The organism is Arthrobacter sp. Ha26 (genome assembly GCF_059091705.1).
In genome coordinates this window covers 1-13170 of the sequence record NZ_JBNHGX010000003.1, presented here as the reverse complement: position 1 = coordinate 13170, position 13170 = coordinate 1, and the positions used below count along the sequence as shown (strand labels likewise).

The 13170-nt window shown below is 66.1% G+C and carries 13 protein-coding genes and 1 rRNA gene; 2 read left to right on the top strand and 12 right to left on the bottom strand.

Features of this window, described 5'->3' with window-relative positions:
* Positions 1-2: 2 nt before the first annotated feature.
* Both AC5RVY_RS08580 and AC5RVY_RS08575 read right to left on the bottom strand, forming a co-directional pair.
* Complete coding sequence (locus tag AC5RVY_RS08580; RefSeq protein WP_493954300.1) at positions 3-512, bottom strand: RNA polymerase sigma factor; 510 nt, start codon at positions 510-512, stop codon at positions 3-5.
* 143 nt (positions 513-655) lie between these two features.
* Positions 656-1138, bottom strand: a complete 483-nt coding sequence (locus AC5RVY_RS08575; RefSeq protein ID WP_493954299.1) for an 8-oxo-dGTP diphosphatase — start codon at positions 1136-1138, stop codon at positions 656-658.
* Between the two features lie 75 nt (positions 1139-1213).
* Here AC5RVY_RS08575 and AC5RVY_RS08570 point away from each other — a divergent pair, with 75 nt between their 5' ends.
* Entirely contained in the window at positions 1214-1903 is a 690-nt protein-coding gene (locus AC5RVY_RS08570; RefSeq protein ID WP_493954298.1) for a hypothetical protein, read from the top strand.
* A 27-nt stretch (positions 1904-1930) separates the two neighbouring features.
* On the opposite strand, the gene xerD is transcribed toward AC5RVY_RS08570, so the two are convergent.
* From xerD to AC5RVY_RS08525, 9 genes are all read right to left on the bottom strand, one after another.
* A complete protein-coding gene (gene xerD / locus AC5RVY_RS08565) occupies positions 1931-2932 on the bottom strand; it encodes a site-specific tyrosine recombinase XerD (protein ID WP_493954297.1) in 1002 nt (333 codons plus the stop codon).
* On the bottom strand, positions 2932-3591 hold the full coding sequence (locus AC5RVY_RS08560; protein WP_493954296.1) for an NUDIX domain-containing protein: 660 nt from the start codon (positions 3589-3591) through the stop codon (positions 2932-2934). The genes xerD and AC5RVY_RS08560 overlap by 1 nt, the downstream gene beginning before the upstream one ends.
* Positions 3592-3616: 25 nt before the next feature.
* On the bottom strand, positions 3617-5386 hold the full coding sequence (gene pyrG, locus AC5RVY_RS08555) for a CTP synthase (protein WP_493954295.1): 1770 nt from the start codon (positions 5384-5386) through the stop codon (positions 3617-3619).
* 114 nt (positions 5387-5500) lie between these two features.
* Complete coding sequence (gene recN, locus AC5RVY_RS08550; protein ID WP_493954294.1) at positions 5501-7240, bottom strand: DNA repair protein RecN; 1740 nt, start codon at positions 7238-7240, stop codon at positions 5501-5503.
* Positions 7241-7243: 3 nt separating this feature from the next.
* Positions 7244-8269, bottom strand: a complete 1026-nt coding sequence (locus AC5RVY_RS08545; protein WP_493954293.1) for an NAD kinase — start codon at positions 8267-8269, stop codon at positions 7244-7246.
* Between the two features lie 13 nt (positions 8270-8282).
* Positions 8283-9098: a TlyA family RNA methyltransferase gene (locus AC5RVY_RS08540; protein WP_493954292.1), complete on the bottom strand. Its 816-nt coding sequence runs from the start codon at positions 9096-9098 to the stop codon at positions 8283-8285.
* Positions 9098-9412: a hypothetical protein gene (locus AC5RVY_RS08535; RefSeq protein ID WP_493954291.1), complete on the bottom strand. Its 315-nt coding sequence runs from the start codon at positions 9410-9412 to the stop codon at positions 9098-9100. The genes AC5RVY_RS08540 and AC5RVY_RS08535 overlap by 1 nt, the downstream gene beginning before the upstream one ends.
* A 9-nt stretch (positions 9413-9421) precedes the next feature.
* Positions 9422-10411, bottom strand: a complete 990-nt coding sequence (locus AC5RVY_RS08530; RefSeq protein WP_493954290.1) for an HAD-IIA family hydrolase — start codon at positions 10409-10411, stop codon at positions 9422-9424.
* Positions 10404-11300: a hypothetical protein gene (locus tag AC5RVY_RS08525; RefSeq protein ID WP_493954289.1), complete on the bottom strand. Its 897-nt coding sequence runs from the start codon at positions 11298-11300 to the stop codon at positions 10404-10406. The genes AC5RVY_RS08530 and AC5RVY_RS08525 overlap by 8 nt, the downstream gene beginning before the upstream one ends.
* A gap of 36 nt (positions 11301-11336) precedes the next feature.
* Here AC5RVY_RS08525 and AC5RVY_RS08520 point away from each other — a divergent pair, with 36 nt between their 5' ends.
* On the top strand, positions 11337-12446 hold the full coding sequence (locus AC5RVY_RS08520; protein ID WP_493954288.1) for a hypothetical protein: 1110 nt from the start codon (positions 11337-11339) through the stop codon (positions 12444-12446).
* Positions 12447-12750: 304 nt separating this feature from the next.
* On the opposite strand, the gene rrf is transcribed toward AC5RVY_RS08520, so the two are convergent.
* Positions 12751-12867, bottom strand: a 5S ribosomal RNA gene (gene rrf / locus AC5RVY_RS08515).
* Between the last annotated feature and the right edge of the window lie 303 nt (positions 12868-13170).

Here is a 13170-nt window from a genome sequence, read left to right as displayed (position 1 = left end):
GATTAGGCCCCCACTTTTTGGTCGATCGAGTCACAAAGACTCGGCAAAAGTCTGCGGAATGCTTCTCTGGCCCTGTAAAGGCGAACCTTTGCCGCAGACTGCGAACATTGGAGAACCGTGGCGATCTCAGTGATGGACAGTCCATCCCAGTAAGCCAGTTGAAGAACGTCGCGGTCCTTTTCACGCAGCGCTATCAGGGCCGACTCCACCAGAAAGTTTTCACTGTCCTGAGCGTTTCCCTCAGATGCGGACGCCTCCAGTTTCCTCTGAAGTTCGCGCTGCCGATCCCGTCCACGGTAAGCATTGCCAATGAGATTGCGGGCAACACCGAATAACCAGGCAGTGTCCGTTTCAAGCAAGCCGTCCCATTTCTGCCAGGCTATGCGGAAAACGTCGGCACTGAGCTCCTGGGCAAGCTCCGGATCGTCAACCCGCCGTTGCACAAACCTGTGGATCCTCGGATAGCTGTCCTTGTACAAGGCGATAAACGCCAACTCGCGCTCTGAAAGCACGGATTCCCCCCGATAATGCGTAGTGTCCTGACTGGCAGGCTAACCGTATTGTTTCCGGTAGCCCTCTTATGGTTACGCCTGTCCGATAAATTCTTCGTCGGGCGCTTCCGGCTCTTGCGACGGAGATGGCTTTAGCTACAGTCTTACGGCAGGAGGCTCACCGTGGAGGCAACGGTTTCGTTGTCGCTGTTCAGGGTAACCACCACGTTGACCCTGCCGCCTTCCAGCACCACGGGCAGCCAATGGTCGGCGTCCTGCCACATGCGCTCCACCGGCAGGGCATCGATCCGAAACCACTCCGGCATGATCTCCTCGCTGTCCGCCGGCTCCCCCACCCATTGCCTGGCAGTGAAGAGCCGCGTGTGCATGTCCCACGCCGGACGGGCAGGGAAGACAAACTGCACCACCCCGGCGTCCGTGAGGTCTTCCTGGCTGATTGTCACGCCGGTTTCCTCTTCCACTTCCCGGACTACGGCTTCGGCGTCGCTCTCCCCCGGTTCGACGTGCCCGCCGATGCCCACGATCTTTCCTGTTCCAAAGCCCGTCCGTTTGAGGCCCAGCAGTACTTCCGCACCGTGGTCTCCGTCGCGGAGCAGGAAGCAGAGGGTAACCCGTGCTGCAGTCATGCGCTCCAGCCTATGGTGTACGCGGGCTGCCCGCGAGGAAGCGCCGCGGCCAGGGAAATATGCCAAGCTCTACGTGTGACTCCCGAAACCGCACCCGGGATACGCCCGGCCCGCATCTCTTCCCTTGACGCGCGCCTGCCGGAGTGGCTGGTGCGCAACCCCTTGTACTGGGGCTGGGCCTGGAGCTGTTTCTGGATGATCCTGATTGTGGTGGATGAGTTCGCCGACCTGGCCGGCTGGACCTGGTACCTGCTGGTGGCCGCGGCCGCCCTGCCCACGATGCTCAGCACCCTGGCTGTACTGCACGTGACGCCCCGGCAGCAGGTGGAGGCTGCCCGGGAATCAGTCCTGGGCCTGTTCTTCGTGCGTTTCCTGGCGCTTATCGCGGCGTTTATGGTGTGGGCCATTTCGGTGGTGCTGAGCGCCTCGATCTCCACCACCATCCAGGCGCTGGCGGGTGATTCCGAGCGGGAGGTGACGGCTCTTGGGTTCAATCTCATGGCGGCCCTGGTTCCGCTGGTGGTCTGGGTCCTCTGGCTGGCCTTCGTAGCCCGGTGCGCCTGGTTCCTGCGGCGCCTGCGCGGCTGGCGGCAGGTTCCGATGGTGTCACGTGTGCCCAAACCGTTCCTGCGTGGCCGCCCGAGGCTTCGCCGTGTGGTGATCGGGCTGGCGCATCCGGGGCTGATGCTGGTGGCGGCGATGGGCACATCGGTACTGGCTTTGCTGCTGGGGCCGGTGGAACTGACTATCGAGGCCCTGCCCTAGCCACTACGCGGGCTGCCGCGCGCAGGTTCAGCCAAGCGCCCGGGGATGCGCTGCTGCGTAGATTTCGCGCAGCGTGTCCGCGGTGACCAGCGTGTACACCTGGGTGGTGGTCACCGAGGCGTGCCCCAGCAGTTCCTGCACAACCCGGACGTCCGCGCCGCCTTCGAGCAGGTGGGTGGCGAAGGAGTGCCGGAGGGTGTGCGGCGAGACGTCCTTGGTGATGTTGGCCTTGTCGGCGGCAGCCTTCAGGATGGTCCACGCACTCTGGCGGCTGATCCGGCCGCCGCGGGCGTTCAGGAACAAGGCCGGCGTCCCTTTGCCTTTGGCCGCCAGGAGCGGACGGCCGCGGACCAGGTAGGCGTCAAGGGCCCGGGCTCCATATGACCCCAGCGGCACCAGCCGTTCCTTGGAGCCCTTGCCGAACAGGCGCACGATCGCCGGCCCGCTTTCTGCCTCCTCGAGGGAGATGTCGTCCACGTCCAGGCCCACCGCTTCGCTGATGCGGGCACCGGTGGAATAGAGGAACTCGAGCAAGGCGCGGTCCCGCAGCCCGGTGGCGGTATCGGTGCCGGCCGCTTCCAGGATCCTGGTGACCTCGTCCACGCTGATGGCCTTTGGGAGCCGTTTGCCTGGCATCGGAGGGTGGACGTCGCTGGCAGGGTCAGTGGGCGTGAAACCTTCCAGGGCCCAAAACTTGTGCAGGCCGCGCACGGCCACCACCGTCCTCGCCGCGGAGCGCACAACCAAGGCGGTACCGCCGTCGGACCCGTCCGCCAAGGCACGGACGTAGCCTGTGACATGCTGCCGGGTGATGTCCTCGGGGCGCGCACAGCCGGCGGCGGCAAGGTAACGGGAATACCGGGCAAGGTCCCTGCGGTACGCCGCGAGTGTATTGGCAGCCAGGCCCCGTTCCACCCCCATGTGCTGGAGGTAGTCGGTGATGCCGCGCTCTATGGCCGTGGGGGGTGCCGGAGGAGAGTACACGGCCTTGGCGGGGAGTGCCGCTTCAGCCGTAGGGCCAGGGGCCATCAGCGCTGGCTGGGGTGCTCGGGCCACGGCGCGTCCGCCGGCCGGAGCCCGGCAAACCCGTCAGCGCGGGCGGCAGCGGCGGCGAGGATCCCGACGACGGCGGACGGGTTGTGCAGGCGGCCGGCCAGCACGGACTCCACGGCGTCGTCCAGGTTGATCCAGTGGAACTCGATCTCGGCCTCTTCGTCCGTCCGCTCGTGGCGCTCGTGGTGCGGAACCTCGGTCAGGTCGCGGGCCAGGTAGATCCTGATGGCCTCACTGGAGGAACCGGGCGAGTTGAAGACGTCGGCCAGGACGTTCCACGTGCCGGCGGCGAGGTCTGCCTCTTCCGCGAGTTCCCGGGCCGCGCCCACCTGGAACTCCTCGCCCTCGACGTCCAGCAGTCCGGCCGGGATCTCCCACAGGTCCATGCCAACGGGGTGCCGGTACTGCCTCAGGAGGAGGATCTCGCCGTCGTTGTTCATCGGCAGGACGGCGACGGCTCCGGGGTGGTCAATGTAGTCCCGGGTGAGGGCCTCGCCGGTATCCTGCAGCTGGAACGTATCGCTGACCACGTCCCAGATCCGGCCTTCGTAGACCTTCTCGGTGGACAAAAGACGGCGCGGACTCGGTGCATCCGAAACCTTCGCTACGTGGGTGGCTTCGTGTGTACCGGGCATCGCGCCGTCCTTTATGTTCGCGGAACTACTTAGCGGCTACCGTACCGGACGGTGCGGCCCCGGCAGCAGCGGCGCCCGGGGCAACGGCCGTGTCGGTGCCCTCCTGGTGGTCCAGTGCCGCCTTCACCAGGCCCGAGAACAGCGGGTGCGGGCGGGTGGGGCGGGAGCTCAGCTCAGGGTGCGCCTGGGTGGCCACGTAGTACGGGTGGACGTCCGCGGGCAGTTCCACGAACTCCACGAGCTTGCCGTCCGGGGACGTGCCGGAGAAGACGAGCCCTTCGGCAGCGATCTGGTCGCGGTACTTGTTGTTCACCTCGTAGCGGTGGCGGTGGCGTTCGCTGACGGTGGTCTTGCCATAGGTTTCGGCGATGACTGAACCGGCGTCGAGCTTGGCTTCGTACAGGCCCAGGCGCATGGTTCCGCCGAGGTCGCCGCGGCCTTCAACGAACTCCAGCTGCTCTTCCATGGTGGCAATGACCGGGTACTTGGAATCGGGCTCGAATTCGCTGGAGGACGCGCCTTCCATCCCCACCACGTTGCGGGCGTATTCGATCACCATGCACTGCAGGCCCAGGCACAGCCCCAGGACCGGGAGCTTGGTTTCGCGGGCGAACTTCAGGGCGCCGAGTTTTCCTTCGAGCCCGCGGATGCCGAAGCCGCCCGGGACACAGATGGCGTTGACGCCGTCCAGGGCCTTGATGGCGCCTTCGCGGGTTTCGCATTCGTCGGACGGGACCCAGCGGATCTTGACCTTGGCGTCGTTAGCGAAACCGCCGGCGCGCAGGGCCTCCGTAACAGACAGGTAGGCGTCGGGCAGGTCGATGTATTTGCCGACGAGCGCGATTTCCACGTGGTGCTTGGGGTTGTGCACTGCTTCGAGGAGCTTGTCCCAGCTGGTCCAGTCCACGTCCTTGAAGGGGAGGTCAAGGGCGCGCACGATGTAGGAGTCCAGCCCCTGGGTGTGCAGGGTTTTGGGGATGTCGTAGATGCTGGGGGCATCGGCGGCGTTCACCACGGCGTCGATGTCGACGTCGCACATGCGGCCAATCTTTTCGCGCATGGCGTCCGGCACTTCGCGGTCCGAACGGATCACGATCGCTTCGGGCTGGATGCCGATGGAGCGCAGTGCGGCAACGGAGTGCTGCGTGGGCTTGGTCTTGAGTTCCTGGGACGGTCCGATGTACGGCACCAGCGAAACGTGCAGGAAGAAAACGTTGGTCCGGCCGATATCCTGCCGTACCTGGCGGGCGGACTCGAGGAATGGCTGCGACTCGATATCGCCCACCGTGCCGCCGATTTCGGTGATGATGACGTCCGGGGCGTTTTTGCCTTCGGCGGGCAGGCGCATGCGGCGCTTGATCTCATCAGTGATGTGCGGGATGACCTGTACGGTATCGCCCAGGTATTCACCGCGGCGTTCCTTGGCAATGACGGTGGAGTACACCTGGCCGGTAGTCACGTTGGCCGAACCCTCGAGGTTTTCGTCGAGGAAGCGCTCGTAGTGTCCGATGTCCAGGTCAGTCTCGGCGCCGTCGTCGGTGACGAAGACTTCACCGTGCTGGAAGGGGTTCATCGTGCCCGGATCCACGTTGAGGTAGGGATCGAGCTTCTGCATTGTTACAGACAGGCCGCGTGCCCGCAGCAGATGACCGAGGCTTGATGCCGTCAGTCCCTTACCGAGCGAGGACGCCACACCACCGGTTACGAAGATGTGTTTGGTCGTCTTGGACGAGCCCGGGAACCGGGAATTTACACGGGAATTTGATCGCTGCACCACGGAATTCGAGCCTATCATCAAATGAGCCTTCCACGGGTCCGGAAACTGTTTCCCCAAATGATCCAGTCTGCGGGTTGGGCCGTCCGGGAAGCAAGGGGTGGCCATGCTTCCCGCATGCCTCAGCACGCCCCGTCAGGCCCGCTGCGGCAGCAGTTTCGCGTCGTCCAGCAGCTCCTGCGCGTGCGCCTGCGCCGACTCCGAGTCCTCCTGGCCGGCCAGCATGCGGGCCAATTCGCGGACCCGTTCCGGGCCGTCGAGGAGGCGGACATCACTTGAGGTGAATCCAGTGGCGGTTTTGCCGTCGGCTCCCCGGACGGACGTCTTGGTGACGGTGATGTGCTGGTCCGCGAAAGCGGCCACCTGCGGCAGGTGCGTGACCACCAGCACCTGCACGTGCCGTGCCAGCATGGCCAGCCGGCGGCCGATCTCGACGGCGGCCCGTCCGCCCACGCCGGCGTCCACCTCGTCGAAGACGAACGTAGGAACGGGGTCGACGGCGGCCAGCACCACCTCGATGGCCAGCATCACCCGGGAAAGTTCACCACCGGAGGCCCCCTTGCCCAGGGGCCGGGCCGGAGCGCCGGAGTGCGGCTGCAGCAGGAAGCTGATCTCGTCCGCGCCGTGCGGCCCCAACTGGCCACTGGGCTCGAGGTTGATCACCAAGGTAGCGTCGGCCATGGCCAGGGCCTTCAGCTCCGCACTGACCCGGGCCGAAAGGTCCTTGGCGGCCTTGGCCCTGATCTTGCTGATGGCAGCCGCCTGCTTTTGCAGGTCCGCCTCTGCCCGGACCACTTCCGCATCCAGGGTTTCGATCCGGGTGGAATCGTCCTGCAGCTCGTCGAAGCGGACGCGGGCCTTTTCCGCCCACTCAAGCACTTCGTCGATGGACGGGGCATACTTGCGGATCAGCTTGGCCAGGACGGCCCGCCGGTCCTCGATTTCCGCAAGCCGCTCCGGTCCCTCGGTGTCCAGGCTGGCCTGGTAGCTGGCGAGGTCGGTGGCGATATCGTTCAGCAGGAAGCCCACTTCGGCAAGGCGGGCTGCCGCGGAGCCGAGTTCGGCGTCGTGCTCAGCCACATGTTCCAGCGTCCGTTTGGCGGCGTCCACCAGCGTGGTGGCGTCACCTGCTTCGCCGAAGTCCTCGGCAATGAGGGCCTGGTGGGCGGTACTCGCGGCGATCCGGAGTTCCTCCACGTTGGCCAGTTTGACTGCTTCTGCCTTGAGGATCTCGTCCTCCCCGGGCTGCGGATCCACCTCGTCGATTTCGGCGAGGGCGGCCTCCAGGGACTCCGCTTCCCGCAGCCGGTCCCGGGCAGCGCTGCGCAGGCTGTCCAGCTCGGCCTGGCTGGACTTCCAGTGGTGGTACAGCTCCTGGTAACCCGCCAGTGGGCCGGCAAGGGCATCACCGGCGAACTTGTCCAGCGCCCCGCGCTGCGCCACTGTGCCCTTGAGCCTGATCTGGTCCGACTGGCCATGGACCACCACCAGCGTCTCGCCGATCTCGGCGAGGACGCCCACAGGGGCCGCCCTGCCGCCCAGGAAAGCGCGGCTGCGGCCGTCCGCACCCAGCCGGCGGGCCAGGATCAGCTCCGCACCGCCGTCGAACTCTTCCGCCTCCGCACCTGCCTCCAGGGCGCGTTCAATGGCGGGGTGGCCGGCGTCGAGCTTGAGCACAGCCTCGGCAGTTGCGCTTTTGGCACCGCTCCGGACGGCACCGGCGTCGGAGCGCGCACCCAGGAGGAGGCCGACGGCGGTGACCACCATGGTCTTGCCGGCGCCGGTCTCGCCGGTGACCACGCTCAGGCCGGGGCCCAGCGGCAAGGTTGCGTCGGTGATGACGCCCAGATCGCGGATTCTCAGTTCTTCAAGCATGGTTCACTTTGCGGTTGAGGGATCGGGGTCGGTGTCCTGCTGCCCGCTGCCGGGCACTTGGAGGGGCGGCATGGGCCGGGGCGTGCGGACGATGGGGATGGGGCCGGTATGGATCGCCTCCGACTTGGGCACAGGGCCGCGCCAGCCGTGGATTGGCAGTTCGAACTTCCGCACCAGGCGGGCCGAGAACGGAGTCTGGTGGGTGCGGGCGAGCCGTACGGGAGTGGCTGATTTGGTGACCTCCACGCGCGCGCCCGGCGGCAGGTCCACGGAGCGCCGGCCGTCGCACCAGAGGACGCCCTGGGCGTCGGTCCGGCCCAGGACCTCGACGGCGAGGCGTGAGCGGGGCGAAACCACCAGCGGCTTGGCGAAGAGCGCGTGGGCGCTGATGGGGACGATGACCAGCGCCTCCACCTCGGGCCAGACCACGGGGCCGCCGGCGGAAAACGCGTAAGCGGTGGAGCCGGTAGGGGTTGCCAGCACAATGCCGTCGCAGCCAAAGGAGGTCAGCGGGCGTTGGTCCACCTCGGTGACCACTTCGAGCATGCGCTCCCGGTTGGCTTTCTCGATGGCCGCCTCGTTCAGCGCCCAGGTGTGCCAGATCTTCTGCCCGCGGACCCAGACCTGGACGTCGATGGTCATGCGCTCTTCCACCGTGTAGTCCCGGCTGGCAATCCATTCAACGGTCTGGGCCAGGTCAGCCCGTTCACTCTCGGCAAGGAAACCCACATGGCCCAGGTTCACGCCCAGCAGGGGCACATCGACTTCCCGGACCAGCTCCGCCGCGCGGAGAATGGTGCCGTCCCCGCCCAGGACCATGACGAGTTCCACGTCGGGGAGCTGGACGTGGTCGTGGAGGACTTCCACAGGCTGGGCAAGATGGCCAAAGAAACGCTCCATGTCACCCAGTTCGGATTCCTGCATCACCGGGACAATGCCGGAAGCCTGCAGTTGGGCGCAGGCCTCCCAGGCGGCCTTCAGTGATTCCTCGCGGCCAGTGTGGGCGAGGACCAATACGCGCCTGCTCATCAGGTTCCGCTCTCTAGTGGTTGTGCCAGATTGTTCCGAGCAAGGCAACGGTAGCCGCGTCTCGCTCTTCGATCTTAGGCAACTCTTGGCTCATCCTGCGCTCTATCCACAGGAAGTATTCGACGTTTCCGTCCTGGCCGGGCAGCGGGCTCTGCGCCAGGCCGCGCAGGTCCAGGCCGGCGTCGAGGGCCGCACGGGCCACTTTTTCCACCGCCATCCGCCGTTCCCGCTCCGACGTCACCACTCCGGTGCGTCCCAGCCGGTCCTTGCCGATCTCGAATTGCGGCTTAACCATCAGCACCAGGTCACCGCCGGGTTCCGTGCATTCCGCCAGGGGACGGACCACCAGGACCAGCGAAATGAAGGAGAGGTCAGCCACGGTCAGTGCTGCCGGGCCGCCGATGTCCGCGGGCGACATGTATCGCACGTTGAGTCCCTCATGGACTTCCACGCGCGGATCGTCCCGCAGCTGCGGCACCAGCTGGCCGTGCCCGACGTCGACCGCCACCACGTGTGCGGCACCACGGCGGAGCAGGACATCAGTGAAGCCGCCGGTGGAGGCGCCGGCGTCGAGGCACCTTTTTCCGGCGGGCAGCACCTCGGGGAAGGCATCCAGGGCGCCCGCGAGTTTGTGCCCGGCCCGGCTCACGTAGGTGTCCAACTCGTTCTGCTGTACTGCGAGGTCCCTGTCCTCGGCGACCTGGAGTGACGCCTTGCCGAGCACCTGGCCTGCCGAGCTGACTTTTCCTTCGGCAATAAGCGAGGCGGCATGGGTGCGGGACCTGGCAAGGCCGCGGGCAACCAAGGCCTGGTCGAGCCGCAGCGGCATCAGGCGCCTCCGTCCGAAGGGTGCGTAATTGCGGCAGCTGTGCTTGAAGGGTCCACGGTAGAGGGATTCACAGTTGACGGGTCCACGGTTGACGGGTCCACGGTTGACGGGTCGGCGTCCAGGGCCGCCCGCAGTTCGTCATGGAGTGCGTTGTAGACCGCCTCATGCTCTGCCACCGGTACCCCAGGCAAGGTATCCAGGGGTGCCAGGGCACGATGCACCAGCTGGTCGGTCACCCCGGTTTGGCTGTCCAGGGGCCAGTCCGGGGAGGGCTGGGCTGGCGTGGATTCGTCAGGAGGGCTCAGCTCAGTCATTCGACCAGTCTAGTGATCCAGCCAGGCCAGTTGCGGTGCCTGGGCTGTGGCCGCGTCCGGTGTGGCCGCCCACCAGGCTGCACAGGCTGCCCGCCAGGAATCGAGGTTGTCCTTGCTGCCAATGATGCCCACGGCTCCGTTGGCCACACGCGCCGTTGCTTCGCCGCAAACGTAAGTGCCGTCGTCGTGCGTGACCTCGGGATAAGGGCTGTGCAGGTCCGTCAGGGAACTGATGATGTAGTCGGGCCGTTCGGCGGCGCGGGCGGCAAGGATGGTGTTCCGGGTGTCGACGCCGGTCAGCACGGCTACGGTTGCGAAGCCCGCGTTGTTGCCGCCCAGGATGTCCGTGTCCAGCCTGTCGCCGACCACCAGCGGGCGCTCTGCTCCGAGGCGTTTGGCGGCAGAATGGAAGAGCGGGGCTTCGGGTTTGCCTGCCACCCGGGGCGTCTTGCCCGTGGCGGCCGTGACTGCGGCCACCAGGGTTCCGTTGCCGGGCGCGATGCCGCGGGCCTGTGGGATGGACATGTCCGTGTTGGTGGCCACCCAGAGGGTTCCGGCCGCTACAACGTACGCGGCCTCGGCCAGTTCTTGCCAGCCGATGGCCGGGTTGAAGCCCTGGACTACAGCCACAGGCTTCTCGTCCTGGCTGTACACCGGAACCAGGCCCACCAGCTCAATTTCCTGGGCCAGCGCCGGGCTTCCGGTGATGAGGACCCGCGAGCCGGGGGGCAGCTCGGAGGCTAGCAGCTCCGCCGCTGCCTGCGACGAGCTGACCACCTGGTTATCGGCGGCCGGTGCGCCCAAGTCGCGGAGGTGGGCAGCGACCTGCGCCGGGGTCCGGGACGCATTGTTGGTTACGTAGCCCAGGCCGACCCCGAGGCCTTCCAGCTGCCGGAGTGATTCCACCGCACCGGGGATCGCCTGCGGGCCGGCGTAGACCACACCGTCAAGATCCGCGAGCAGTGCATCGAACCGGGAGATCAGGGTGGCTTCAGTCATTCGCTGAGTCTTCCCGGCGGTCCTGGTCCTCAGGAGCATCGCCGTGGGGCAAGTCCTCTCCGCTGTGCTCCAGCTCGTCGGCTTCCACCGAGTCCTCGTCGGACTCGGCGTCGTCAGAAACAAAGTAGTCCGGTTCCTGGTCGTCGATGCTGGCGTCCACGGCTTCTTCGGCAGCAGGGGCTTCCACTTCCTGGGTGGCGGCCGCCGTGGATGTGGCGTCAGCGCCAACGGATGAGGTTGGGGTTGCAGCTGATGCGCTGGATGCGCGGTCCAGGAGGCGGCGGCGCTCGGCTTCCTCGCGGGCTTCTTCTTCCTCGTCCCAGCCCAGGTCAATGATGTCGGGTTCTTCGTCGACGCCCAGGCCCAGCGCGTTTTCAGCCACCACGGCCTGTTTCTGCCATTTCTCCGCCTCCGATGTCCGGCCTACGGCGGCGAGTGCGTCGGCGTAGGCGCGGAAGAGGCGGGGGCTGTAGGAGAAGGCGCGGTTGAGGTCCAACTGCGGGATTTCCAGCTCTGCAACGGCGGCGTCCAGCTGGCCAAGGTCGGCACGGGCCCCTGCTGCGACGATGGCCAGTTCAACCTTGCCGGGGGCGTCCAGGTCCTGGGCTTCCTCGGACCGGACCACATCGAGGGCGCGGTCCGGGCGGCCGAGCCCGCGTTCGCAGTCAGCCATGACGGGCAGGTGCACGTTGGAGCCGCTGATCCGGCGGTAGGTCCGGAATTCCCGGAGTGCCTCGCCGTAGTGTCCGGCAGCGTAAGCGGTGAGGCCTACAGCTTCCCGGACAGCAGCAAGCCTGCCGCCGCGCCGGCTGGCGGCCAAGGCGTGCTGGAAGGCCAGTTCGGGCTCGTCGTCGATGAGGCGGCCGGCCATCACGAGGTGGCGGGCCACCCACTCGGCACTGTTGGCTTCGAGCGTCTTGATCTGGTGTTGCGTAGCGCGGTCCAGCTCCTTGCCGGTGACATCCTCATCGATCTGAGGGGACCGTTCGCGGTCCGGGCGGTTGGCGCTGCGGAGGTCGCGCACGTTCGGAACGCGGGCCGGACGCTCTTCAGGACGGTCGCGACCGAAGGTGCGGGGGCCTGCATCACCGCGGCTTTCGCCTCGGCCGGGGCCTCGATCGAAGTTTCGGGGTGCGCGGCGTTCTTCCTGGCGGTCTCCGCGGCCGGGACGGTCACCGAAGGGCTTGCGGTTTTCACCGCCACTAAAACCACGGCGGTCACCTTCGCCATCACGGCGCGGACGGTCACCAAAGGACCGGTTGTCCCGGACACCATAAGGCTTACGGTCCCGGTCACCGAACGGCTTCCGCTCTCCCCCGGCAAAACCACGGCGTTCTCCCTCGCCGTCACGGCGGGGACGGTCACCAAAGGACCGATTGTCCCGGTCACCATAAGGCTTACGGTCCCGGTCACCGAACGGCTTCCGCTCTCCGCCACCGAAACTACGCCGGTCGCCTTCGCCGTCACGGCGCGGACGGTCACCAAACGGCTTCTTGTCACGGTCGCCGAACGGTTTACGCTCTCCGCCGGCAAAACCACGGCGGTCACCTTCGCCATCACGGCGCGGACGGTCACCGAAGGACCGGTTGTCCCGGTCACCATATGGCTTACGGTCCCGGTCACCGAACGGCTTCCGCTCTCCCCCGCCGAAACCGCGACGATCACCCTCGCCCTCGCGACGGGGACGGTCACCAAACGGTTTCTTGTCACGGTCGCCAAAGGGCTTCCGCTCTCCGCCGCCGGCAGCACGGTTGGAGGAATCCGGGTTGTCCCGGTTGGTGCGGGCACGGAATCCGCGGGGCTCTCCCCCGGAGTTGTTGTGTCCGCGGAACCCGCCGCGGTCATTTCCGCCGCGGTTGCCGCCGTTGTGCTCAGCCATGTGGATTCCTCCTGTTGTGAGCCGACCACTGGCGCAACTGCAGCCGCTCGTATCCGTGTTTCGTTTTCCTACGCAACCCGAAATCACGCGCTTCGAAGTCCGTACATCTTCATCAATTCTAGTGGAGCCGCTTCCCTGGGCAGGACAGTGGAATGACCTGCCGGCAGCATCGTGGCGATCTTCACACACCAACGCCCCATCACGTCCCGCAGCTTTTCTTGCAACGCGCCGTCACGTCCTGCGGCGTTCGACGGCGGTGCTGCCGCTGGCGTTTGCGGGAGGGTTCCGGTTTCGATGCGGGGAGGTGATGGGGCGTTCCCTCCTGGGGTGCGGGAGGTGGTGGGGCTTCGGGTGCCCGGTGCTGCCGTGTGCGGTGGGCTGGTGTCTTCGGTGTCCGGGGTTTGGTTGTTAAATGTGGGAGGCCCCAACCTGTGCTGGTTGGGGCCTCGACCTAATGGTTGTCCGGCGGTGACCTACTCTCCCACACCCTCCCGGGTGCAGTACCATCGGCGCTGTGGGTCTTAGCTTCCGGGTTCGGAATGGGACCGGGCGTTTCCCCCACGCTATGACCGCCGTAACCCTTGCTCCGCGCACCCCTGGTGTGGGGGTGGGGGAAATCTTTGTGGTTACAACATTGTGTGGTGTTGTTATTCAGTTGTGTGTTCCCTTGGGCAACGAACCGGTTTGGTTTGTTGTTTGGGAACCACATAGTGGACGCAAGCAGTCTTGTTTATCTTTTTACCAGCCCCGTGGTGCAAACGCTTTTGAATCCGTTTGCGGGGTGGTGTGTGGTGTAAGTTATCGGCCTATTAGTACCGGTCAGCTTCACGAGTCGTTAGTCCTCGCTTCCACATCCGGCCTATCAACCCAGTGGTCTGGC